The sequence below is a fragment of the Burkholderia cenocepacia genome (assembly GCF_014211915.1).
GTDB lineage: Bacteria > Pseudomonadota > Gammaproteobacteria > Burkholderiales > Burkholderiaceae > Burkholderia > Burkholderia orbicola.
In genome coordinates this window covers 414,530-437,233 of the sequence record NZ_CP060041.1, presented here as the reverse complement: position 1 = coordinate 437,233, position 22,704 = coordinate 414,530, and the positions used below count along the sequence as shown (strand labels likewise).

The following is a 22,704-nucleotide window of genomic DNA, read 5'->3' as shown; positions in this document are numbered from 1 at the left end:
GCGCAATGTCAGGCTGATGCGACCATTTCCGTCGTCTTTAAAGCCGCAGCATTTACCCGACGATCAACGACGAGGCGAAGCGATGCAACTTCAAACCGGTAATTTATTCAGCGTCGACGGGCGGCGCGGCGGCAACGAGCGAATCGACCTGCTCGTGACGAGCCCGCGCGTGAACGTCGAGCGAATCGTATCGATGGGCCATGCGAGCCCGGACGGGTTCTGGTATGACGACGCGCGGGCCGAATGGGTCGTGTTGCTGTCCGGCGCGGCCGTGCTCGAATTCGAAGAAGATGCAACGCGGCTCGATATGCGCGCGGGAGATTACGTGCTGATCGAGCCGCATTGCCGTCATCGTGTCGCGTGGACGCATGACGAAGTGCAAACCGTCTGGCTTGCCGTTTATTATGAACGCTGAAGAAAGGATTGGCGTGCGGTGCGATTGGCCGATTGGCCAGTGCGCGACACGCCGATCGGGCAAGACCTCGTCAACCGGAGCGGCGTTGGAAACCCGCCGGTATCGATGCGCCAATCAATGCCCAAATCGCCGGACGGCGCGTTGAATCGCGCGCCGGCCCATGCCGGGATGCTTATTCCTGAATCAGGAATCGATTGCGATTCTTCGCATCCTTGATCCATGCGGGCGCGCGACCGCGGCCCGACCAGGTCGCCCCGGTCTTCGGATCGCGATACTTTGCCTGCACGGGGGCGCCCGCTTGTTTGGCCGGCCGACCACGGCGTGTACCGAAAATGTCTTTCTCGGTAATGCCGTATTCCGCGACTTTGGTGCGGATGTCGTCGACGACCGCCTGGAATTCAGCGGCGCGCGCGGCTTCGGCTTTCTCGGCCAAAGCGTCCATTTGAGCCTTCAGTTCCTTGTAAGTTGCCATATATCACTCTTCAGGTTTGTGTCCATACATGATAGCGGTTTCAACCGAAATGATGAAGAAAATTGCTGAGACGGTGAATTCCATTGCCGATATGGCAATCCGCGACTGCTTCGAACACCTGAGAAGTGGTTTGACTGGATCGTTCGTGACCGATCTTTTCGTGCGGGACAAGCTTCGGAGACTCAATTATTCTTTATCTTTTTTCAGAGGGATTGGGGAATTCACTGATGAACAGGGATGACAAACTGAAACAGGTCGCAGCCGAATTCGGATTCGATCCGGACGAAACGATCAGGATCGGCGGAAAGTACACGCCCGTTCTGGTCGACGGAAGCACGGCCTACATTGCCGGCCAGGTGCCGCGAATCGGTGAAGTCGTGCATTTCGTCGGCGTCGTGGGCGAATCCGTTTCGCTGGACGATGGCCGCCGGGCAGCCGGTATCTCGGCGCTGCGCGCGCTGTCGCTGATCCGCAAGCATTGCGGCACGCTCGATGCGATCGCGACGGTACCGCGCATGACCGTGTACGTGCGAAGCGCGCCCGGCTTCACGATGCAGAGCGAAGTGGCCGACGGCGCGTCGGACGTGTTGGTCGCGGTGCTCGGCGACGCCGGCATCCATACGCGTTCGTCGGTCGGCGTGCTGCAATTGCCGAAGGGCGCGTCGGTCGAAGCCGATTTCATTTTCGGCTTGAAGCGCAGCGGCACGCCCGGCTGATATGGAATGGCCGGGTAGACAGGGCGGGCCGCTTCGCGTTGATCAACGCGCCGTGCGTGAACGGGCGGCTTCGGGCGTCATTCCGGTCCATTCATTGAATGCGCGGAAGAACGAATTCGGGTCCTGGTAGCCGAGCAGGAAAGCGATCTGGCTGTAGGGCAGATCCGAGCGATCGAGGTAATGCCACGCGAGCTTCTCGCGGACTTCCGCAAGCAGGGTCTTGAAGTTCGCGCCTTCGTCGCCGAGCCGCCGCTGCAGCGTCCGTTTGCTGATCGCAAGCGTTTGCGCGACGCCGTCCGCGGTGGCGAGCCCGCCCGGAATCAGTTCGAGCAGCGTCGCGCGCACGCGCTCGACGATGCCGGCCTCGGCCGACAGTGCGTCGAGGCGGCGGCGCAGGTCGGGTTCGAAAATCTGCCACATCGCATGGTTCGCGGTCACGAACGGACGCCGCGCATCCTGCAGCGCCACGCTCACGGAAGGCGCATCGCCGTACTGCGGCGTCACGCCGAAAAAGCGCGCATAGCCGGGATGGGGGCTGACGTCGCGCGGCAGCATGACGGCGCGCGCGGGCAACTCGGTGCGGGTCGCCAGCCGCGCGAGTTTCACGAAGAAGCCGAGTTCGGCCGCGACCAGCATGCCGGGCGGCGGTACGTCGCGTTCCAGGAAGTCGACGGCGAGGGTGAGCGCGTCGGCCTCGTGCGACACACGCAACCGCATCGGGCCGATCAGCGGCTTGAACTGGCCGATGCGCCGGATCGCGATCTCCAGATTCGGGCTGCACAACGCGGCGAACAGCGGCGGATCGAAGGTTTCGACGGCGAGCAGATCGAGGATGCGCAGCGCGACGGCCGGCGTATTCGCCATGTCTTCCATCGCGCGCCACAGGCCGAAGTACTCGCGGGTCGTCAACCCGTTCTCGGGGCGCGTGAACAGATCGGCGGGCAACTGCGCGCGCCGCAGCAGTTCGTCGGCGCGCAGGCCAAGGTCGACCATCATGACCTGCCAGCCGGGCGAGATCGCGAAGCGGTTCATCTCTGTAATTGCCCGGTTTCGACGAGCTGCTGGAAGAAGTCGTTCATCGACTCGGCGAGCGGGCGATAGCGCATCCCGAGCTCGTTGCGGCTGCGGCTGTTGTCGGCCCGCCAGGGCAGCCCGATGTTGCGGGCGACCACGCGGCGCGTCACGCTCTTGTTCGCGAGCGGGCCGATCAGCCACACCAGCCATTTCGGCAGGATGCGCCGCGGAATCGGGTAGTCGGCGCCATACCGTTCCAGCAGCGTGGCGGCCATCGCCGGCAGGTTCGTGTCGTGCGCCGACACGATGTAACGGCCGTTGGCGTTCGGCAGGAACGCCGCACGCAGATGCGCATCGGCCACGTCGCGGACATCCACCGCACCCAGGCCGAGATCCGGCACGCCGGCCTTCATCGTGCCGTTGCCCATCTGCCGCACGATTTCGAAGCTTTCCGACGTCGCGTACGGATTGATGCCCGGCCCGATCACGAGCGACGGGTTGATGGTGACGAGATCCCAGCGTTGCTGCTGGCGGGCGATCTTCCACGCTTCGCGCTCGGCGACCGTCTTCGAATACGAATAGGGCTGGTGGGTCAGCGACGAACTGGTGTTCCAGATTGCTTCGGTGAACACACCGTCGGGCGTCGCGGCGAGGTCGGCGTTGTCGCCGTAGATCGCCGCGCAACTGCTGGTCAGCACGACGCGCCGCACCGACGGCGTGCGGTTGGCCGTCTCGAGTACGTTGCGCGTGCCGAGCAGCGCCGGATCGACCAGCTCCTTCTGCGGATCGCGGACGGTGACGGTGAAGGGCGACGCGGTATGGAACACGGTCCCGCAACCGGCCATCGCGTCGGCGTACGACCCGGGTTCGAGCAGGTCCGCGCGGAAATAGCGGAGGGTGCCGGGCTTGCCGGCCGCGATGCGCTGGAGATGCTCGAGCTTGTCGGGGCTGTCGGGGTCGCGGACGGCCGCATGGACCGTCACGCCGGCCTCGAGCAGCCGCTGCACGAGCCAACCGGCGACGTAGCCGGTCGCGCCGGTGACCATGACGGGGAGGTCGGTATCGATATTCATGGGCGGGATTCCGTTGCAGAAGTGATGCGCCATGATGCCGCCTTTTGCACGCCACTTCACTCGCAAAGCGCGCCAATCGACATGCAGGGGGCGACAGGCACGACGGCCGATTCGTCGGAGGTGAAAGTGAGCGGAGCGCCGGAATCGTCGCCATCGTATTGCCGGACAACAATGGTCCGTCGCGCCGTCGCGCCCGCTTGCGTTTTTCGCCCTCGTCGTTGCCGGCAACGATTCCTCGCCCATATCGGCCGGCATCCCCACTTTTGGGGATGCCGTCGCCGAGCGGTACGCCTACGATGGTCTACAAGGCGCCGGGGACCGGATATCACCAGAACAATCGAACAGGCCTGCCGTTGCGTGTCGATCGCCGTGAGCGTCCGCACAGTCGGTTGACACGGTCGTCGCGTACGCTGATGCGCAACGTCCGCGGTGCGTCGTTGGCGCCGCGGTCGACGACGCGTTGATGACGGAAGGCCTGATGTCGTATTTCGGGGAATTTCAATCAATATGCTCGCACGAGACTATGTGGAACGAGAGCTCTCCCATATCCAGCGCATGGTGGCGCTGCTGGACAGCGAGACGGACATCGACGACGTGTCGATGTCGGGCGCGGCGCGCGTCAGGCATCCGAGTTACTGGCGCGGGCGTATCGAGGAACTGCTGTCCACGCCCGACGTGCCGCGTCACGTCAGAAAGCTGAGCGAAGCCGTGCTCGCGAAGATCGACGAGATGGAAGCGCGGTTCGTGGCGATGAAGTAAGTGCATCGTCGGGCCGGGTGCCGAACCGCGTTCCATTGCATCGCATCCGGCCTCGCACGCCTCCACTCGCGACAAGATTTCGTCCCGCGCGACCCGCGCCGCAGGCCGCCATCGGCCGTCTGCATCGCCACCGATTCCACGCCCGCCGCGTCAAAAACCACCATTACGTCTGACGAGAAACGGTGACAAACGTGGTATTTCGGCCAAATCCGCATCGGCAATTTGAACAATCAGACCGATTGAGTAAGATGCCCGAACGGCGTTCGACAAAAACGCACGGCGCGGGGTGGCCAGATGCAGATGAACGGATTGATTCCCTCGGCATGGATCGATGACGTCTACGCTGCGGCACTGGGCGATCAACGATGGGAAGCGGTGCTGGACGGGCTGCGTCTGACGGTCGGCACGCGCATGGCCACGCTGCTGTCGTTCGACGACGCGGCGCGGATGCCGGCAATCGAGCGGGCAGCCGGCGACGATCCGTCATGGGTCGCCGCATGCCACCACCGCTACAACACCGAGTTCTACCCGTACGACCCGGTCGTGCCGGTCGCCGCCGACTGGCCGGCAGGGCGCTGGTTCGAGGACGTCAAGCACCTGTCGGTGCGGCAGCGTACACATGGCGTGTTCTATCGGGAATTCATGCATCCGTTCGGGCTCGGCGGCATCTCGGGCCTGTACATCCATCGCGGCGAGGGCGCCGGCGCTTTCCTCAGCGTACAGAGCGGCCCGGAATCGCACGGGTTGTCCGACGCGCAGCGCCGCACCATCGAAATCATGGGCGGCCACATCAGTCGCGCGCTGCGCATCCATGCGCGCATCGGCGAACTCGAAGCGCGCGTGGCTGCTGCGGAGTCGGCGCTCGATGCGGTGCCGGTGCCCGTGTTCCTGCTCGGCCCGCGGCGCGAACTGCGCTATACGAACCGCGCGGCCGATCAGCTGATCGCCGCCGAACCGGCGCTGCGGATCGTCAACGGCCGTTTCGCGCCGGAAGGCTGCGTCGATGACACGCAATGGCGGTACGCGTTCGCGCGCGGCGGGTTATTGCTGCGGCGTACGACGGGCGAGCCGCTGCCGCTTGCGCTGATCCCCGTTCCCGAACAGTCGCGCCTCGCGCGCGAACGGCCCGGCGTCGCGGCGCTGATGACCGCCGCGGACCTGCGTGCGCCGTCGGCGCGTGCGCAACGCTTGCGGGTGTTCTACGGGTTGTCGTCGGCGGAAGCCGAGCTGGCCGTGCTGCTGTGCTGCGACGGACGCTCGCCGCAGGAGTGCGCGGCGCTGCGCGGCGTGTCGATCGGCACGGTCCGCGCGCAGATCAAGTCGATCTACACGAAGACGGACGTGGCGCGCGCCGCGCAACTGACGTCGCTGGTCATGCAGACCTGAGCGCGCGACGCGCGCCGGCGCGGCGGCCTTTTTACCTATCCGCCGCCGATTCCCTGCAGTATCTTGCCGGTCCCGCCGCAGACGGTGCAGGGCTGGCCCTCCACCCTGCCGGTGCCGCGGCAGACGCGGCACGTGTCCTCGCCGATACCCGGCGCGCCTGCGGGGCCTTCGTCGCCGGCGTTCGGCGGGGTAGCCGGGTCGGGGGGCGCTGATGGCTTCGTGGTCGACATCACGGGCTCCTTGTGCGTTGCATGATGTCGCGGCGCGCATCGGACGTGCCTGCCAGGCGGCACGCGCGATGACGACGGAACGACCGCGCGCTACAGCGCCCACGTCGACCCGAACGGCTGCCACTGGTCGATATCCGGAAAATAGTCGACGACCGCCTTGCTGCAAGCCGAGCACGCTGGCCGGTTCAAGCGCGTGGGACAACAAGGCGACGTGGCAATTTTCTGGTCAGTCATCCTACAACATCTGCAAGCGAAGCGACGGAAATGCCACTGGCTGTCCGGAAGCTGCCGCGCCGGCGTCCAGTTCGCATGCTGATCCGTTTCCGGAAAACGTTTCGCGAAAAAATGCGAAAATGGAGAATGCACTTCCTCGATTTCTGCCAACAAACCTTTCTGGCATGGGTTATAGGGGTATGCACCAAGTGAGTTAAACGGTTAACCGACGTACATTCGCTCAACACGTCATACGACGTATGACTCTGCGATTCAAGGACGCGCCTGGATGAAGCAGGTGCCTGCCGACGGATCGCCGCACAACAACGATCGACCATCAAGGAGACTCACCATGAAGCACCGATTCACCGGCTCCCGTACCGCCCTGGCCGTCGCCTTGATGGCCGGCTTCGCGATCTCCGCGCAGGCGCGCGTGTTCCGCTCGGCGGACGTGCACGGCGACAACTTCCCGACCAACATGGCCGTGAAGTTCATGGGCGACGCGCTGTCGAAGCAGACGGGCGGCAAGGATTCGATCAAGGTGTTCGGCAACAGCGCGCTGGGCTCCGAGAAGGACACCGTCGACCAGGTGCGGATCGGTGCGATCGACATGGCGCGCGTGAACGGCGCATCGTTCAACGAGATCGTGCCGGAGTCGCTGATTCCGTCGTTCCCGTTTCTGTTCCGCGACGTCGATCACTTCCGCAAGGCGATGTACGGCCCCGCCGGCCAGAAGATCCTCGATGCGTTCACCGCGAAGGGGATGATCGCGCTGACGTTCTACGAGAGCGGCGCGCGCTCGATCTACGCGAAGCGCCCGGTGCGCTCGCCGGCCGACATGAAGGGGCTGAAGGTGCGCGTGCAACCGTCCGATCTGATGGTCGACGAGATCCGGGCGATGGGCGGCACGCCGACGCCGATGCCGTTCGCCGAGGTCTACACGGGCCTGAAGACGGGCCTCGTCGATGCGGCGGAAAACAACCTGCCGTCGTACGAGGAAACCAAGCATTACGAAGTGGCGCCCGATTACTCGGAGACGCAGCACGCGATGACGCCGGAAGTGCTGGTGTTCTCGAAGAAGATCTGGGACACGCTGTCGCCGCAGGAGCAGGCGGCGATCCGGAAGGCGGCGGCTGACTCGGTGCCGTACTACCAGAAGCTGTGGACCGCGCGCGAGGCGTCCGCGCAGCAGCTGGTGACGAAGGGCGGCGCGAAGATCCTGCCGGCCGCGCAGATCGACCGCGCGGCGTTCGTGAAGGCGATGCAGCCGCTGTGGACCAAGTATGAAAAGACGCCGCAGATGAAGCAGATCGTCGACGAGATCGAGGCCACCAAGTGACGCGTCGCACTTCCCTGAACAGCGCGGCGGCCGCGGGCGGGTCGGCCGCTGCCCCGGACGGCACGCCGCCCGCGCGGCCGCATGCCGCGCCGCTGCTGCGCTGCGTGAACGACGTGCTGTTCCGCGTGCTGGCCGTGATCGCGTCCGCGTGCCTCGCGGTGCTCACGGTGCTGGTGTTCTACGCGGTCGTGATGCGCTACGTGTTCGAGAACGCGCCGGATTTCGTCGAGCCGATCGCGCTGTTGCTCGTGATCGTGATCGCGATGTTCGGCGCCGCGATGAAGGTGCGCGACGGCGGCCATATCGGCCTCGATTCGCTGGTGCGCCGGCTGTCGCCGAAGGCGCGCACGGTGGTCATCGCGATCCAGCACCTGAGCCTGATCGCGTTTGCGATCATGATCATGATCGGCTGCGGCAGCATGGCCGTCGAGACGATGGGCGACCGCATCCCGATCATCGGGCTGCCCGAAGGCGTGCGCTACCTGATCACGATGCCCGCGGCGGTCGCGATCGTCTTCTTCTCGCTCGAGCACCTGCTCGCGCTTCGTCGTTCTTCGTCGGGACAATAACGCCATGGAACTCGCGATCCTGTCCGTCAGTTTTCTGATATTTCTCGTGCTCGGCGTGCCCGTGTCGTTCGCGCTCGGCATTGCGTGCGTGCTGACCTACATGGTCGAAGGCCTGCCGATCGCGACCGCGATGCAGGCGATGATCTCGGGGATGAACGCGTTCTCGTTCCTCGCGGTGCCGTTCTTCATCTTCTCCGGCGAACTGATGCTGCATGGCGGCATCGCCGACCGCATCCTGCGCTTCGCGCAGGCGACCGTCGGCCACTTCCGCGGCGGCCTCGGGATGGCGAACGTCGTCGCGTGCACGCTGTTCGGCGGCGTGTCGGGCTCGCCGACCGCCGATACGTCGGCGATGGGCGGCGTGGTGATTCCGCTGATGAAGCGCGAAGGCTACAGCGCCGCGTACGCGGTCAACGTGACGACGCATGCGTCGCTCGCCGGCGCGCTGATGCCGACGTCGACCAACATGATCATCTACGCGTTCGCCGCGCAGGGCATCACCGGGATGCTGCACGGCCAGCCGGTGAGCGGCGTGTCGATCGGCGACCTGCTGTTCTCGGGGCTCCTGCCGGTGTTGTGGGTGATGGGCTTCGTGCTCGCCGCCGCGTACTGGCAGGCCGTGCGTCACGGCTATCCGCGCCGCGAGGACGGCTCGTCCGCGCTGCCGCGGTTTCCCGGCTGGTATGCGGTGCTGCGCAGCTTCGTCGGCGCGGTGCCGGGGCTGATGGTGATCGCGATCATCCTGGTGTGCGTCGCGAAGGGCATCGCCACCGCGACCGAAGCGGCCGCGATCGCCGTCGTGTACTCGCTGGTGCTGACCGCGGTGGTCTACCGGACGCTGACGGCCGAGAAGCTGCGCCGCGCGCTGTCGCATGCGGCACGCACGACGGGCGTCGTGCTGCTGCTGATCGCGGTGTCCAACATGCTGCGCTTCCAGATGTCGTACCTGGAGATTCCGGATGCGATCGAAGGGCTGCTGAAGCAGTCGACCGCGGCGCCGTGGCTGATGCTGCTGTACATCAACATCATCCAGGTGTTCCTCGGCACGTTCGTCGACATGGCCGCGCACATCCTGATCACGACGCCGCTGTTCCTGCCGATCGCGATGGCGTGCGGCGTCGGGCCGGTGCAGTTCGGGATCATGCTGCTGCTGAACTGCTCGCTCGGCCTCGTGCACCCGCCGATCGGGTCGGTGCAGTTCGTCGGCTGCGCGATCGGCAACGTGTCGATCGGCGAGACGACGAAGATGGCGTGGCCGTACTACCTCGCGATCTTCAGTGCGATCAACATCGTCACGTACATGCCGTTCTTCTCGACGTGGCTGCCGAGCCTGATCAGCGGGCACGCGGTGTTCTGATTGCGTCGCGCGTTTCGCCCGTCGCGGCGCCGGACGACCGAGGTGGTCCGGCGCCGCGGTTGCATGCGCGGTTCCCTTTCTTCACTTCACGGCACTTCGATGAAAACGACTCTCCTGCGGCGCGCCGTGGCGGCGGCTGCGTTGACGATGGCGGCCTCGCTCGCGCACGCGGCGACGTATGCGTACGTGTCGAACAGCGACAGCCGCGATATCTCGGTGTTCAGCGTCGACACGGCGAACGGTGCGCTGACCGCGATCGAAACCGTGCCGGTCGACGGCACCGTGATGCCGATGGCGTTGTCGCCCGATCATCGGCGCCTGTACGCGGCATTGCGTTCGACGCCGTATCGCGTCGTCAGCTTCGCGATCAATCCGCTCGACGGGCGGCTGATCGAGCTGGGCCGCGCGCCGCTCGCGGACAGCATGGCGTACGTGTCGACCGATGCGTCGGGCCGCTACCTGTTCTCGGCGTCGTATGGCGGCAACCTGCTCGCGGTGAACCGGATCGGCGCGGACGGCGTCGCGGGCGACGTGCGGCAGACGGTGAAGACCGGCCCGATGGCGCACGCGATCCGCCAGTCGCCGGACGGCCGCTACGCGTTCGCGTCGGTGCTCGGCGCGGATGCGTGGTTGCGCTTGCCGTTCGATGCGTCGACGGGAATGCTGACCGACGACACGACGCCCGCGTACCGGCTGCCCGACAAGTCGGGCCCGCGCCATTTCGTGTTCTCGTCGAACGGCCGCTTCGCGTACCTGATCGACGAACTCGACGGCAAGCTGCACGTGCTCGCGCTGTCGCACGGCGGCGCCGATGCGCGCCCGATCCAGACCGTGTCGATCCTGCCGCCCGATTTTCACGGCGACAAGCCATGGGGCGCCGATCTCCATCTGACGCCGGACGGGCGTTTCCTGTACGCATCGGAGCGCACGTCGAGCACGCTCGCCGGGTATCGCGTCGACGCGACATCGGGCAGGCTCGTGCGGATCGGCACGTTCGCGACCGAACAGCAGCCGCGCGGTTTTGCGATCGATCCGTCGGGCAAGTATCTGCTCGCGGCGGGGCAGCTGTCGCCGACGCTGGCCGTGTACCGGATCGACGGCCACACCGGGCATCTCGACGCGATCGGCAAGTATCCGGTCGGCAAGGGCGCGAACTGGATCGAGATCGTCACGTACGACGGGACGAACTGATTCGGCGTGCGGCGCGAACGTTCGCCTAACCCCGCGGCGCGTCCGGTACGGCGTCGCCGCCCGATGCGTCATCAGCCGACCGATCGTTGCGCCAGTGCGCAAGCTCGCGCCACAGCGCCGGCCGCGCGTGGTCACGCGGCGGCAATTCAATGACATGCGCGACGCCGCGCACGTTGACCATTGCGCCGGAGTCAGGCAGCGCGGGAATGCCCGCCGACGATGAATCGTCGTCCGGCTCGGCGGTGACGGCGGGGCTGGGCGGGTGTGGCGACATCATGCGAATTTTCCTTGGGGTGTCGAAACGGTGCATCAGTAACGGACCCGCCCGATCAAGCCGAGCGGATCGATCGCGTGCTGGACGGCGCCGGCGAGTTGCCGTTGCGCGGCCGGCACGTGCTTGCGGTAGTACGCGATATTGACCGGCCCGACGCCGTGTTCCGCGCTGAAGCAGCCGCCTGCCTGTACGACGCGGTCGTACAGCGCGCCGCGCAGCGCCACCTGCTGCAGCGCGCCGTAGCGTGCTGCCTCGGCATGCGGAATCGACACGACGAGATGGCAGCCGCCGTCGCCGAAATGGCCGAACGCATGACAGCGCAGCGCCGGATGCGCGGCGGCGAGCCACTGCTCGGCGGCGGCGACGAATCCGGCCAGCGCGCCGCGCGGAAACGACACGTCGAACGACAGCGGCAGGCCGTCCTGCGCGACCGCGGCCGGCAGCGCGTCGCGAATCCGCCAGAACCGTTCCGCCGGCGCGCACGCCGCGTCGAGCACGACGCGTTCGTTCGCCAGGGCGTCGAGCGTCGCGACGGTGCGTTCCTCGAGCAACGCATCGAGCCCCGGCATGCCGGTCGCGATTTCGACGAGCGCGTAGCACGCGGCAGCGTCGGTCTCGAACGGCACGCGCAATGTCGGAAACGCGGCGGCGACACAGCCGACCGCCGCCGCCGACATGAACTCGAATGCCGACAGCAACTCGCCGAATGCGCGCTCGAACGCGAGCAGGCCGGCGAGCGCCGCATCGTACGACGCGAACGCGACGAACGCCGCGCACGACGACCGTTCGAGCGGCGCGAGCGCGAACGACACGGCGGTGACGAGGCCGTTCGCGCCATTCGCGCCGATGAAGCACTGCGCAACGTCGAAGCCCGCGTTGCGCTTGCGCAGCGGCGCGAGCGCGTCGATCACGGTGCCGGCTTCATCCGCAAGCACCACTTCGACGCCGAGCACGTGACGGCGCACGTCGCCGTACTTGATCAGGCGGCTGCCGCCCGCGTTCGCGCCGACGAGGCCGCCGGCGGCCGGATCGCTGCCGAGATCGATCGGCACGCAGAGCCCCGCTTCGCCCGCCAGACGGTTGATGTCGGACAGCCGTACGCCGGCCTCGACCGTGATGCTGCGATTGGCCGGATCGAACGCGCGCACGGTGCGCATCCGCTCGAACGACACCACGCATTGCGTGCCGCTGCGATCGGGCACGGCCGCGCCGACGAGCCCGGTGCGCGCGCCCTGGGCGACGAGCATGATCCGGTGCGCGACGGCGACGCGTGCCAGCGCACGCACGTCGGCGGTCGAAGCCGGTCGCGCGACGCCGAGCGGCACGCCGCCGTGCTGCACGACGTCGGTCGCATACGGCTCGCAGGCCGCGCCTTCGAGCCAGCCGTCGCCGAGTGCCGCGGCGAGCGCGTGCCGTTGCGCGGCGTGTGCCGCGGGGGCGGGCAGCGCGTTCATCGTCAGCTGGCCCGCGCGAGCTGCTTGCGCAGCCGGCCGCGCACGACGACCAGCGCGATCAGCGGCACGACGCCGCCCCACAGCGGGCTGTGGCGCATCGCGATCGACACCGCGAGCGCGACGACGGTGACGGCGAGCAGCACGAGCGACAGCGACCGTGTACGCGCGTGGTCGACGAACGTGCCGTCGACGAAGCCGCCGTCCGACCACGCGGTATGCACGATGCCGACCACCAGCACGCAGACGAGCATCGCCGCCGGCCCGAGTTCCTCGCCCCACAGACGGCTACCTGTCGGCGAGACGAGCGCGAGCACCGCGCCGATCACGAGGAACAGGTCGACGCCGAGCGCGATGCTGTTGCGCTCCGCGCGGCGCATCAGCCACGCGCCGTGCACGAGTGCGAGCACGCCGCCGATCAGGAACGCGTGGGTCCAGCGCAGGTCCGGCTGCTCGGGGCCGAGCCGGCCGTAGAACAGGAACACGATCGCCGGCAGGAAGTTGCTCGCGTGCAGCAGGTAGTCGGTTATGGGATGGTTCGATTTCATCGTGTCTCTCCTTCGTCGAAACAGCGGGGCGACGCGTCAGGCGTCGTGCCAGCGGAACAGCCGCGCGGCGGCGAACAGGAACAGCGCGGTGCACGCGGTCATGCCGAGCAGTTGCGGCGCGAGCTGCGCGTACGGCGCGCCGTCGACCAGCGCGCCGCGCAGCGCGACGGCGAACTGGTTGGTCGGCAGGAACGCGAGCCCGGCCTTCAGCCACGCGGGCGCATCGTGCATCGGGATCGTCAGGTCGCTGAAGAACAGCAGCGGGTAGTAGGTGACGTTGCACGCGAGTTCGGCGGCCGCGAGCGAGCGGGTGCGGCTGGCCAGCAGCACGCCGATGCTCAGCACCATCGCCGCGCCGAGCAGCACGATCGGCAACGCGCGCAGCCCGTCCGGCGTCGCGATCGGCAGCGCGATGCCGAACGCGACGCGCGCGACCGTCAGCAGCACGAGCGCCGACAGCGCCATCATCGCCATCCGCGCGACGATCAGCGCGGCGAGGAACACGCCGCGCGAGACCGGGAAGCACACGTACAGCTTGAACGTATTGCGCTCGCGCAGCGCCGCGATCGCGGTGGTCGTCGAGTTGAGGCCGATCGCCATGAACGCCATCACGAGGATGCCGGTCGCGAAGAACGCGCCATAGTCGAACGGGCGGCGCGTGGGCGCGGCATTCTCGAAGCGTGCCTGCGCGGCCGGCAGTCCGAGCCGCTGCGCGGCGCAGCGTGCGAGCGCGATCTCGACGACCCGCGACGCCGCCTTCACCGCGAGCGAGCCGTTGAAGTCGTAGCGGATCGTCGCCGGCGTGCGCTCGTCGGCGCCGAGCACGACGGTCACGCGCTCGGCCGGCGTGCCGCGGCCGCCGAAGGTCGCCTTCACCGTGTCGCTGTGCGACATGCTGGCGACGATCTCCGCCTTGCACGCCTGGTTGTACGGCGTCGCGCCGCCGGGCACGTCGAACGCGATGTCGGCCGTGCCGAGCGAGCCCGAGCCGCCGAACGCGAACAGCATCACGCTCAGCAGGAACACTGGAAACACGAGCGTCCAGAACAGCGACGAGCGGCTGCGCAGATAGCCGAGCAGCTCGTTGCGCACGAGGATCAGGAACACCTTAGTCATGGGTCGGGCCCTCGGTGCACAGGCGCAGCAGGTCGCCCGGCGTGCTCGGCGCGAGCGCGAGATGCTGGATACCCTGTTCGCCGACGATCCGGTGCACGTTCGGATGCAGCGTCGCATCGCCGAACGCCTCGACCACGTGCGCGGCCGACACGCGCACGCCGGTCACGCCGGGCAGCGCCGCGAGCCGCTTGCGCAGCGCGCGTGCATCGGCTGCGTCGCGGCAATGCAGGACCGCGCGCGCATCGCCGACGAGCTCGGCGCGCAGCGTGTCCTGGTCGCCCTGGTAGCGCACGCCGCCGTCGCGCACCCAGACGAGATCGTCGACCACGCTCAGTTCCTCCTCGGAATGGCAGATCATCGCGACGCTCGTGCCGCTCGCGCGGTGGCGCAGCAGGTCGATCACGACGCCCGCATAGCGACGGTCGAGGCCCGTGAACGGCTCGTCGAGCACAGCCAGTTCGGGCCGGTGCGCGAGCGCGACGTACAGGTCCACGCGCTGGCGCTGCCCCTTCGACAGCGCGCGGCACGGCTTGTCGAGCAGTTCGGCGATGCCGAGCGCGTCGGTGATCGCCGCATCGGTGTGTGCGTACATCGCGCGGTGCAGCGCGACGATCTCGGATACACGCAGATGATCGGGATACTCGACCTTCTGCAATTGCGCGCCGATTCGCTGCAGCGAGCGCGAATCGCGCATGAAGCGTTCGGCCGGCACGTCGAGCACGCGCACGTCGCTGCCGCCGCGCCGGAAGCCGAGCAGCGTTTCGAGCAGCGTGGTCTTGCCCGAGCCGTTCGGCCCGACGATCGCGGTGATCGCGCCGAGCCGGAACCGCACGTGGCGCGCGGAGAAGCGGAAATCGCCGGCCGCGACGTCGATCGCGCGCGCGCCGAGCGCCGCGCCCGGCGCATGTGCGTCGGGCAGCGGCGGCGTGCCCGCGCGCCGCGGCCGGTCGAACGCGGCGCGCGGGGCGAACATCGCGCGCACGGACGCCAGAAACGAAACGCTCATCGTCGGCATCCTCAGTCGAACAGCATGACCTGCGTGTCGCGCGCGCCCCGGTACGGGTTGCGGCCGTGCGCGACCAGCATGTTGTCGACGACGAGCACGTCGCCGGCCTGCCACGGGAACGCGCATTCCTCGTCGTCGAGCGCGTCGTAGATCGCCACCAGATCGTCGAACGGCATCGGTGCGCCGTCGCCGTAGCGGATCTCGTACGGGAACGCGGCGCGCGCGCCGTACATGCGCTGCAGGTAGCGATAGCTGAGCTCGCCCATCGAGCGCGGGTTCGGGTGCTGCGCGCTCGCCTGGTTGAACCACACCGTTTCGCCGGTGCGCGGATGCGTGCGCAGCGCGCTGCCGACGTGCGACACGGTCACGCTGCCGTCGTCGAGCCAGCGGCAGCCGACGCCGCGCTCGGCGCACAGCCGCTCGACTTCGTCGCGCTCGGTCGTGCCGAATGCGTCGTCCCACGGCCGGTGGTACGCGGCGAACGGCAGGTTCGGGTTCGCCGCGAGGCCGTCCGCGCGGTCGCCCGGCGCCGCGAAATTGCGCAGGTACATCACGCCGCGTTCGGCGAACCGCTCACGCAGCGCGGCCGGCACGCGCGCGGTCACGCGCCGCATGTCGCAGATCGGCGTTTCGCCGCCCGCGTCGGCCGGCTGCCGGCAGTAGAACGCGACGAGGCGCGGAAACGCGGGCATGTAGGCCATCTCCTGATGCAGCCCGATCCTGAACGGCGGCGGCATGCGGGTCGACTCGTAGACCTGGCCGTCGATCTGCTTGCGCGGCGCGGCGCCGGCCGTATAGCCGTTCGCGTGCGCCGGATACAGCGCGCCGAGGCGGCCGAACGCGGCGGTGTCGGGCACCGCGAAGCCGCGCCACAGCAGCGCGCCGCATGCGTCGAGCAGCGTGTCGATCGTGTCGAGCCGCGACCGGTACCATGCGACGAACATCTCCGGCGACGTCGCGAGTTCGGCGCTGCGCGGCGTCACGCACAGCGGCAGCGTCGCGCCGGGCGCGACCGGCGCGCAGTGCACGTCGTCGGCGCCGAGCCGCACGGCCGCATGCGCGGCGAGGAAGGCGAGATCGGTCATCGCTCAGGCCAGCGCCGGTTTCTTCAGCAGGATTTCGAAGCCGAGCGCGCCGAGCCCCATGCTCGGGCTGTAGATCGACGCGACTTCGGCCAGACCGGCCTCGGCGACGAGCGCATGCGCTTCGTCGAGCGTGATCTTTTCCTCGACGTGGGTCGGCGGATAGTCGGCGGCCGCGCGCATCTCGGTGAAGCGGTCGAGCAGGTGCTGCGGCGCGTCGCGTCGCATGTCGTGCACGAGCGCGATGCCGCCCGGCTCCAGCACGCGATACATCTCGGTCAGGCTGAGCGCCTTGTCGGGCAGGTGGTGCAGCGTCGCGCGGCCGACCGCCATCGTCAGCGTGCCGTCGTCGAACGGCAGCGCGAGCGCGTCGCCGACGCGCATCTCGATCGTGTCGTCGAGCCCGAGTTCGTGGATGCGCGGGCGGCCTTCGTCGAGCATCGCCGGATCGAGGTCGATGCCGACGTAGCGCCAGCCGCGCATCGCCGGATCGGTCGCGAGCCGCACCGGCACGACGCCGGTGGCGGTGCCGATGTCGGCGATCGTGCCGGCCGTCATCCCGCGCGCCAGCTGGCGGATGCGGCTGATGAACAGCAGGTCCCACGGTTCGAGCGTCTCGGTGGCGAAGCGATCGTAGTCGTTCGCCGGGCGCAGGTTCTTGAGCAGCATGACGTTCCTTGTGCGAGAGAGTGAGGGTTCACAGCCAGCCGACCGGCACGGCGGCCAGCAGCCGTCGCGCGGTCGCGCTGTTGACACCGAACGCCGGGCGGCGGCGGCGTTCCACCGCATGCGCGGCCATCGCCGCGATGCGCGCGCCGAGCCCGATGCCGACGCCCCACGACGGCGCGGCGACACCGAGCTCGAGCAGCGTCGCGGCGGTCAGGAAATCGATGTTCGGCCGCAGCGCGCGGCGCGCGTCGGCCTGCGCGCAGCATGCGTCGAACAGCGTGACGTATGCGCCGTCGAAGCCGGTTTCCGCGAACCGGCCGCGCATGTGTGGCGGACGCGGATCGGCGACGAACAGCGGATGCCCGAAGCCGTACAGCGTGCGTTTCGCGTCGAGCGTCGCATCGATCGCCGCGCGGCCTGCCGCGTCGAGCGCGGCGGCCGGCGCGTCGGTGCCGCCCGGTATCGACCGCGCGAGCGCGGCGAGCCACTGCATCGCTTCGAGTGCCGCGCCGACGTGCGACGGCCCGCTCGCGAGGAAGCCGGACGCGATCGCCTGTGTCAGCGTGACGCCGGTGCCGATCGCGACGCGCGGCGCGAGCACGGTCGGCGTGATGTAGCCGAAGCCGGCGTGCCACGCGACGAGCAGCATGTCCATCGCCGCTTGCGCCGGTGCATCGGCACGCATCGCGCCGGTCAGCACGAGCATGCGTTGCGCTTGCGTCTGCGCTGCATCGAGCGCCGTGCCGCCGCGGGCGTGTGGGTCGGCAGCGAACGGCCGGCCCTCGATCGCCGCATGCAGCAGGAACGGCGCGGCGGCCGCGCACAGCAGCATCGTGTCGAGATCGGCATCGTCGGGCGCCGGGCCGTGCACACGGCCGGCCACGTCGTCGAGGCCGCGCAGCAGGCCGGACGCCGCCGCGAATACCGGCGCGACGCCCGCCGCGCCGAGGTCGGCGGCGACCGACTGAGCGACCGAGCCCGGCGCCAGCGCGTCGGCGAACGCCGCGAGCCGCGCGGCGATCTCCGCCTCGTGCGTGCGATGGTCGGCGTGGCCGGGCGCGACGTCGAACCACAGATGCGCGAGCGCGCCTTCGAACGTCGTCGCGCCGATCAGCGCGTTCAGGTCGAGATCGCGTACCCGCAGCGCCTCGGGGTCGAGCGTCGCGCCGTCGATGTCGGTGCCGCGATGGCGCGTCGTCGGCCGGCCGAGCAGGTTGCGCGGCGCAGCGCCGGGCGTGGTCGTGGTGGCGGAGATGCTGGAGTCGAGTGTCGTATCCATGTCATTCCACCGCGGCAAGTTCGTCGCTGCTGACGCTGATCGCCGCGTGCGCCATCGCGGCGATCACGGCCGCGTGCTGGTCGACGACGGGCAGCACGTTCGCGAAGTAGTAGCGCGCGCTCTTCAGCTTGCCGCGATAGAACGCCAGCTCGGCCGGCGCGTCGGCGGTGTCCGGCGCATCGAGCCGGCGCGTGGCGATCGTCGCCGATTCGAGCAGCACCCACGCCGACGTGACCACGCCGAACATCTCCAGAAAGCGCGTATAGAACTGGCTGCTGCGATGCGTGTGGCCGTCCTGCACGTCGCGGGCGATGTCGTCGAGCGCGGCGGCGATCCGGTCGGCGCCCGCGCGCAGCGCATCGAACAGCGGCCGCAGCTCCGCATGCGTGCCGGCGTGATGCTGCTGCGCGAGGAACGCGTCGAGTTCGTCGCGGTAGTACTGGATCAGCCGCGAATGGCGGCCGAAGCCGAGCTTGTCGCGCACGAGATCCTGCGCCTGGATGTAGTTCGTGCCTTCCCAGATCGACAGGATCTTGACGTCGCGCGCGTTCTGCTCGACCGGGCTCGCATCGGTATAGCCGAGCCCGCCGTGCACCTGGATCGCCGTTTCGCAGATGCGCCACGCCTGGTCGGAGATGAACGCCTTGCAGATCGGCGTCAGCAACAGTTGCAGCTTGCGATGGCGCTCGATCTCGGCCGGGTCGGCGTCGGGCGTGGCTTCGAGCATCGCCGCGCGCGTCGCGGTCGCCGCGAGCTTGCCGAGCAGGCCGCGACAGCCGTCGACACGGCTTTTCATGTCGACCAGCATGCGCTGCACGTCCGCGTGCTCGACGATCGCGACGCGCGCCGCGTGGGTGTTCGACGCGCGCTCGATCGGCCGGCCCTGCAGCCGGCGGCCCGCATACTCGACCGCGTGCAGGTACGCGCTCGACGCGACGCCGACGCCGAACATCCCGGTGCTCATGCGCGCCTGGTTCATCAGCGGCATCAGCTGCAGCAGACCGACGTTGCGCCGGCCGCCGAGCAGCCAGCCTTTCGTCGTGCCGTTCGAACCGAATACCAGATGCGTGTTCGCACAGCCCTTGAGCCCCATCTTGCGCGGCAGGCCGATGCAATCGACGTGGTTCGGCCGCAGTTCGCCGGTTTCCTCGTCGGGCCAGAAGCGCGGCACGACGAGGCACGACAGCGAAAACGAATCCGGCGACGCGGTATCGATGCGGCCGAGCACGAAATACAACGTGTTTTCCGTCAGTTCGTGCATGCCGGCCGAGATGTACACCTTCTCGCCGTCGATTGCGTAGATATCACGTTCGAGCGGCGTCGCGCGCAGCGCCACGGCGGTCAGGTCGGTGCCGGCCTGCGGCTCGGTCGCGCAGAAGCACGCGTCCCAGCGATACGCTTCGAGCGGTGCGATCAGCGCCTTCTGGTGCGGCGTGCCGTGCATCTGCAGCAGCTTGACCGCGGGGCGCGTGAAGCCGCCGTAGGTCATGAACGACGGATTCGCGCCCATGAACATCTCGTAGATCATCTGCGTGACGATCGGCGGCAGCCCGTGCGCGGTGCCGAACAGCGTGTTCGACCATTCGTCGCGAAAGCGCGCCCACAGCGCGTGGAAATGCGAAGGAATCCGTACCTGGCCGTCGTCGAGCAGCGTGCAGCCCTCGACGTCGGCCTGCTGGTAGCTGCGCCCGAGATCGAGCGCAAAATCGCGTGCACGTTCGAGCAGCGCATCGATCGACGCGCGATCGTGCGTGCCGTACAGGCCGTGTTCCGCCAGGAACCGCTTGTCGGCCTCGAACAGTTCCCACAGAAAGAAGCGCAGTTCGCGCAGGCTCACCTTGTATGCGCTCATCATGCGTCTCCTTCGATATCGAGCGCGGCGTCGAGCCCGCCGGCCAGGTCGACCACGGCGGCCGCTGCCGCGCCATGCAGCGCCGCGTCCCACACGAGCACCGTGCGGCGTTCGCCTTCGTCGAGCGCGCCCGCGAGCCGGATCAGCGCGGCGGCCGATTCGGCCGACGACAGATGGCCCGAGCCGTCGTGCTGGATGCGCGCGGCGACCGGAATCGACGCGGCGTCGGCCACGCGCGCCGCGAAGCCGGGATCGAAGCCGGGCGGCACGCACCAGTCGATCTGGTTCGCGCGCAGGTTGGCCTGTTCGAGCGCGCGGCGGATCGCGCGGGCGGCGACCGGCGCGAGCGTGTCGCGCAGCGCGGTTGGCGCATCGGCCCACGGGTCCGTGATCGATGGCCCGAATTCGAGCGCGACGGACCGTACGCCGCCCCACGCCGCAGGTTCCGGCGCCGGGCCCGCGCGCGACACGAGCAGCGCGGCGGCCGCGTCGCCGTAGCCGACCAGGTCGCCGAACTGGCGGAAGAACGGGTAGAGCCACTTGTCGCTGAGGATCACGAGCGCCTGGTCGCCTTCGTCGAGCAGCAGCCCGTCGAGCAGCATCAGCGCCGAATACCAGCCGAGCGTGCCGTTCTGGCCGAGCGCGAACGGCGTCACGCGCTGCAGCCCGAGTTCGTACTGCATGCGGCCGACGACCGAGTCGCCGATCCCTTCGTTGAGCGCGCAACTGGCGACGATCACGTGCGTCGTGCGGGCCAGCGCGCCGGAGCCGAGCTGGTCGCGCAGGTCCAGCGCCGCGTCGGCGGCGAGATCGGCGAGGCTGCGCCCGGGCGGCGCGACGCGCAGCGCGGGCCGGCCGCCCGGCGCGAGGCGCGTGCCTTCGTCGGGCGTCAACGCGCCCATGCCGCGCGGCCGCGCAAAGCGCGCCTGCGGCAGCAGCAGGTGCCGGTAGCCGGGGTGGCGCTCCTGCGCCTGGATCGCGCTGAACACGACGGCGGGCGGCAGCACCACGACGCCGCCGGACAGCGCGAGCGTGCCGGGCGCGGCGACGCGCGGCGCGCCGACACAGGTTTCATCGAGCGTCGACAGGCTCATGCTGCGGTCTCCTCGAGGTTCGGGCGCGCGAACGCGTCGCGATACTGCGCTTTCAATGCGGGTCGGTCGATCTTGCCGTTCGGGTTGCGCGGCAACGTCGGCAGCGGCTCGACGACGAGCGGGTTCATGTAGGTGGGCAACGCGTCGCGGCATGCGCGGGCGATGTCGGCGCGGCACGCGTCGGCGTCGAGCGTCGACACGACGCACGCGGCGATCGCTTCACCGAGCGCCGGGTGCGGGACGCTGAACACCGCGGCCTCGCGGATGTGCGGCAGCGCGAACAGCACGTCCTCGACCTCGGTCGGGCTCACGCGATAGCCGGACGTCTTGATCATGTCGTCGCCGCGCGCGACGAAGTACAGGTAGCCGTCCGCGTCGCGCCGCACGATGTCGCCCGACCACACGGCGACGTCCGGGCGCGGAATCTCGCCGTGCCGGCGCGGCAGCGGACGAAAGCGCTGCGCGGTCAGCTCGGGCCGGTTCCAGTAGCCGAGCGTGACGAACGCGCCGCGGTGCACGAGCTCGCCGGGTTCGTCGGCCGCGCATTCGCTGCCGTCCGCGCGCAGCACGAGGATCTCCGCGTTCGGCACGGCCTTGCCGATCGACGTCGGGCGCAGCGCCGCGTCGGCCGGCGCCAGATAGGTCGAGCGGAACGCCTCGGTCAGCCCGTACATCAGGTACGGCGAAGCGTGCGTGAACAGCGCCTGCAGGCGGTGCAGCAGCGGCGTCGCGAGATGGCCGCCGGTGTTCGCGAAGCGGCGGACCCGCGTGCGTGCGGCGTCGCTCCAGCCGGCGGACGCGATCTGCATCCACAGCGGCGGCACACCGGTGATCGACGTGACGCCGAACGCATCGCAATGGCGCGGCACTTCGGCCGGCTGCAGGAAGTCGAGCGGCGTGTAGCACGCGCCGGATGCCAGCGCGGTCGTGAGCTGGCTCAGGCCCGCGTCGAAGCTGAGCGGCAGCACGCCGAGCACGACGTCGTCGTCGGCGAGGCGCTGGTACGCCGCGACGCTGAACGCGCCCGACACCAGGTTGCGATGCGACACGACGACGCCCTTCGGCTTGCCGGTCGAGCCGGACGTGTAGAGCAGCGCGGCCGGATCGTCGTCGACCGGGCGGCCGGCGGGGGCCGCTGCCGATGCCGATGCCGGCGCGTCGGTGCCCGGCGAATCGATCGCGTCGGCCAGCTCCTCGATCAGCAGCGTGCGCCCGCCGACGAGTGCGGCGAGCGCCGGCAGGCGCTTGAGCCGCTGCGCGCCGGTCACGAACAGCGCGGCGCCGCTGTCGGCGACGATGTGTTCGATCTGCGCTTCCTTCAACTGCGGATTGACCGGTACGAAGATCGCGCCGAGTGCGTTGGCCGCGAGCATCGCGACCACGGTTTCGATGCGCTTCGGCGCGTAGATCGCGACGCGTTCGCCGGGCTGCGCGCCGCGCGCCGCGAGTACGGCGGCGGCGCGCCGGACCGCGCGGGCGAGCTGGTCGTAAGTCAGGGTGCCGCCGCCGTCGGCATACGCCGGATGATGCGGCCAGCGCGCGGCGCCGTGTTCGAGCAGGTCGGCGATGCTGATCAATGCGTTCATGATCGGCTCCTCG

23 protein-coding genes are annotated in these 22,704 nt (G+C 68.8%); 8 read left to right on the top strand and 15 right to left on the bottom strand.

Going from position 1 to position 22,704, the window contains the following annotated elements:
• Nucleotides 1–82 precede the first annotated feature (82 nt).
• On the top strand, nucleotides 83–415 hold the full coding sequence (locus tag SY91_RS31155) for a cupin domain-containing protein (protein WP_023476713.1): 333 nt from the start codon (nucleotides 83–85) through the stop codon (nucleotides 413–415).
• A 172-nt stretch (nucleotides 416–587) separates the two neighbouring features.
• Here the strand turns inward: SY91_RS31155 and SY91_RS31150 are convergent, their stop codons facing one another.
• The gene (locus SY91_RS31150) at nucleotides 588–887 is read right to left on the bottom strand and encodes an H-NS family nucleoid-associated regulatory protein (RefSeq protein WP_006481154.1); all 300 of its coding nucleotides are present in this window, start codon (nucleotides 885–887) and stop codon (nucleotides 588–590) included.
• Between the two features lie 227 nt (nucleotides 888–1,114).
• Here SY91_RS31150 and SY91_RS31145 point away from each other — a divergent pair, with 227 nt between their 5' ends.
• Entirely contained in the window at nucleotides 1,115–1,603 is a 489-nt protein-coding gene (locus SY91_RS31145; protein WP_006481155.1) for a RidA family protein, read from the top strand.
• Nucleotides 1,604–1,645: 42 nt separating this feature from the next.
• On the opposite strand, the gene SY91_RS31140 is transcribed toward SY91_RS31145, so the two are convergent.
• Entirely contained in the window at nucleotides 1,646–2,635 is a 990-nt protein-coding gene (locus tag SY91_RS31140; RefSeq protein ID WP_023476712.1) for an AraC family transcriptional regulator, read from the bottom strand.
• Nucleotides 2,632–3,690, bottom strand: coding sequence for an NAD-dependent epimerase/dehydratase family protein (locus tag SY91_RS31135; RefSeq protein ID WP_023476711.1), 1,059 nt, complete (start codon nucleotides 3,688–3,690; stop codon nucleotides 2,632–2,634). Before SY91_RS31135 ends, SY91_RS31140 begins: the two co-directional genes overlap by 4 nt.
• A 507-nt stretch (nucleotides 3,691–4,197) precedes the next feature.
• Here SY91_RS31135 and SY91_RS31130 point away from each other — a divergent pair.
• Nucleotides 4,198–4,449, top strand: coding sequence for a hypothetical protein (locus SY91_RS31130; protein WP_043887787.1), 252 nt, complete (start codon nucleotides 4,198–4,200; stop codon nucleotides 4,447–4,449).
• Nucleotides 4,450–4,749: 300 nt separating this feature from the next.
• On the top strand, nucleotides 4,750–5,835 hold the full coding sequence (locus SY91_RS31125; RefSeq protein WP_226242192.1) for a helix-turn-helix transcriptional regulator: 1,086 nt from the start codon (nucleotides 4,750–4,752) through the stop codon (nucleotides 5,833–5,835).
• Between the two features lie 35 nt (nucleotides 5,836–5,870).
• On the opposite strand, the gene SY91_RS35320 is transcribed toward SY91_RS31125, so the two are convergent.
• A complete protein-coding gene (locus tag SY91_RS35320; protein ID WP_074808121.1) occupies nucleotides 5,871–6,065 on the bottom strand; it encodes a hypothetical protein in 195 nt (64 codons plus the stop codon).
• A gap of 565 nt (nucleotides 6,066–6,630) precedes the next feature.
• Between SY91_RS35320 and SY91_RS31120 the strand changes: the two genes are divergently transcribed.
• The 4 genes from SY91_RS31120 to SY91_RS31105 all read left to right on the top strand — a co-directional run bounded on the left by SY91_RS31120 (nucleotide 6,631) and on the right by SY91_RS31105 (nucleotide 10,734).
• Nucleotides 6,631–7,617 carry a TRAP transporter substrate-binding protein gene (locus SY91_RS31120; protein WP_034175457.1) on the top strand — a complete coding sequence of 329 codons (987 nt, stop codon included), beginning with the start codon at nucleotides 6,631–6,633 and terminating at the stop codon, nucleotides 7,615–7,617.
• Nucleotides 7,614–8,186 (top strand): TRAP transporter small permease, encoded by a 573-nt coding sequence (locus SY91_RS31115; protein ID WP_006481161.1) that lies wholly within the window; start codon nucleotides 7,614–7,616, stop codon nucleotides 8,184–8,186. Before SY91_RS31120 ends, SY91_RS31115 begins: the two co-directional genes overlap by 4 nt.
• A 4-nt stretch (nucleotides 8,187–8,190) precedes the next feature.
• On the top strand, nucleotides 8,191–9,543 hold the full coding sequence (locus SY91_RS31110) for a TRAP transporter large permease (protein WP_006481162.1): 1,353 nt from the start codon (nucleotides 8,191–8,193) through the stop codon (nucleotides 9,541–9,543).
• A gap of 99 nt (nucleotides 9,544–9,642) precedes the next feature.
• Complete coding sequence (locus SY91_RS31105) at nucleotides 9,643–10,734, top strand: lactonase family protein (protein ID WP_043887786.1); 1,092 nt, start codon at nucleotides 9,643–9,645, stop codon at nucleotides 10,732–10,734.
• A 25-nt stretch (nucleotides 10,735–10,759) separates the two neighbouring features.
• Here the strand turns inward: SY91_RS31105 and SY91_RS31100 are convergent, their stop codons facing one another.
• From SY91_RS31100 to SY91_RS31050, 11 genes are read right to left on the bottom strand one after another with little or no spacing between them, the layout of a single operon-like run.
• Entirely contained in the window at nucleotides 10,760–11,011 is a 252-nt protein-coding gene (locus SY91_RS31100; RefSeq protein ID WP_023476707.1) for a hypothetical protein, read from the bottom strand.
• A 32-nt stretch (nucleotides 11,012–11,043) separates the two neighbouring features.
• Complete coding sequence (locus tag SY91_RS31095; RefSeq protein ID WP_043887784.1) at nucleotides 11,044–12,462, bottom strand: FAD-binding oxidoreductase; 1,419 nt, start codon at nucleotides 12,460–12,462, stop codon at nucleotides 11,044–11,046.
• Nucleotides 12,463–12,464: 2 nt separating this feature from the next.
• Entirely contained in the window at nucleotides 12,465–13,007 is a 543-nt protein-coding gene (locus SY91_RS31090) for a hypothetical protein (protein WP_023476706.1), read from the bottom strand.
• Between the two features lie 36 nt (nucleotides 13,008–13,043).
• Entirely contained in the window at nucleotides 13,044–14,123 is a 1,080-nt protein-coding gene (locus SY91_RS31085) for an ABC transporter permease (protein ID WP_023476705.1), read from the bottom strand.
• A complete protein-coding gene (locus SY91_RS31080; RefSeq protein WP_023476704.1) occupies nucleotides 14,116–15,129 on the bottom strand; it encodes an ATP-binding cassette domain-containing protein in 1,014 nt (337 codons plus the stop codon). Before SY91_RS31080 ends, SY91_RS31085 begins: the two co-directional genes overlap by 8 nt.
• An 11-nt stretch (nucleotides 15,130–15,140) precedes the next feature.
• A complete protein-coding gene (locus tag SY91_RS31075; protein ID WP_012337016.1) occupies nucleotides 15,141–16,214 on the bottom strand; it encodes a TauD/TfdA family dioxygenase in 1,074 nt (357 codons plus the stop codon).
• 3 nt (nucleotides 16,215–16,217) lie between these two features.
• On the bottom strand, nucleotides 16,218–16,880 hold the full coding sequence (locus SY91_RS31070) for a class I SAM-dependent methyltransferase (RefSeq protein ID WP_011549202.1): 663 nt from the start codon (nucleotides 16,878–16,880) through the stop codon (nucleotides 16,218–16,220).
• A gap of 28 nt (nucleotides 16,881–16,908) precedes the next feature.
• Nucleotides 16,909–18,159: a citrate/2-methylcitrate synthase gene (locus tag SY91_RS31065; protein WP_023476703.1), complete on the bottom strand. Its 1,251-nt coding sequence runs from the start codon at nucleotides 18,157–18,159 to the stop codon at nucleotides 16,909–16,911.
• Nucleotide 18,160: 1 nt separating this feature from the next.
• Entirely contained in the window at nucleotides 18,161–20,011 is a 1,851-nt protein-coding gene (locus tag SY91_RS31060; protein ID WP_043887783.1) for an acyl-CoA dehydrogenase, read from the bottom strand.
• On the bottom strand, nucleotides 20,011–21,105 hold the full coding sequence (locus SY91_RS31055; protein WP_011549199.1) for a hypothetical protein: 1,095 nt from the start codon (nucleotides 21,103–21,105) through the stop codon (nucleotides 20,011–20,013). Before SY91_RS31055 ends, SY91_RS31060 begins: the two co-directional genes overlap by 1 nt.
• On the bottom strand, nucleotides 21,102–22,691 hold the full coding sequence (locus tag SY91_RS31050) for an acyl-CoA ligase (AMP-forming), exosortase A system-associated (RefSeq protein ID WP_023477841.1): 1,590 nt from the start codon (nucleotides 22,689–22,691) through the stop codon (nucleotides 21,102–21,104). The genes SY91_RS31055 and SY91_RS31050 overlap by 4 nt, the downstream gene beginning before the upstream one ends.
• Nucleotides 22,692–22,704 lie beyond the last annotated feature (13 nt).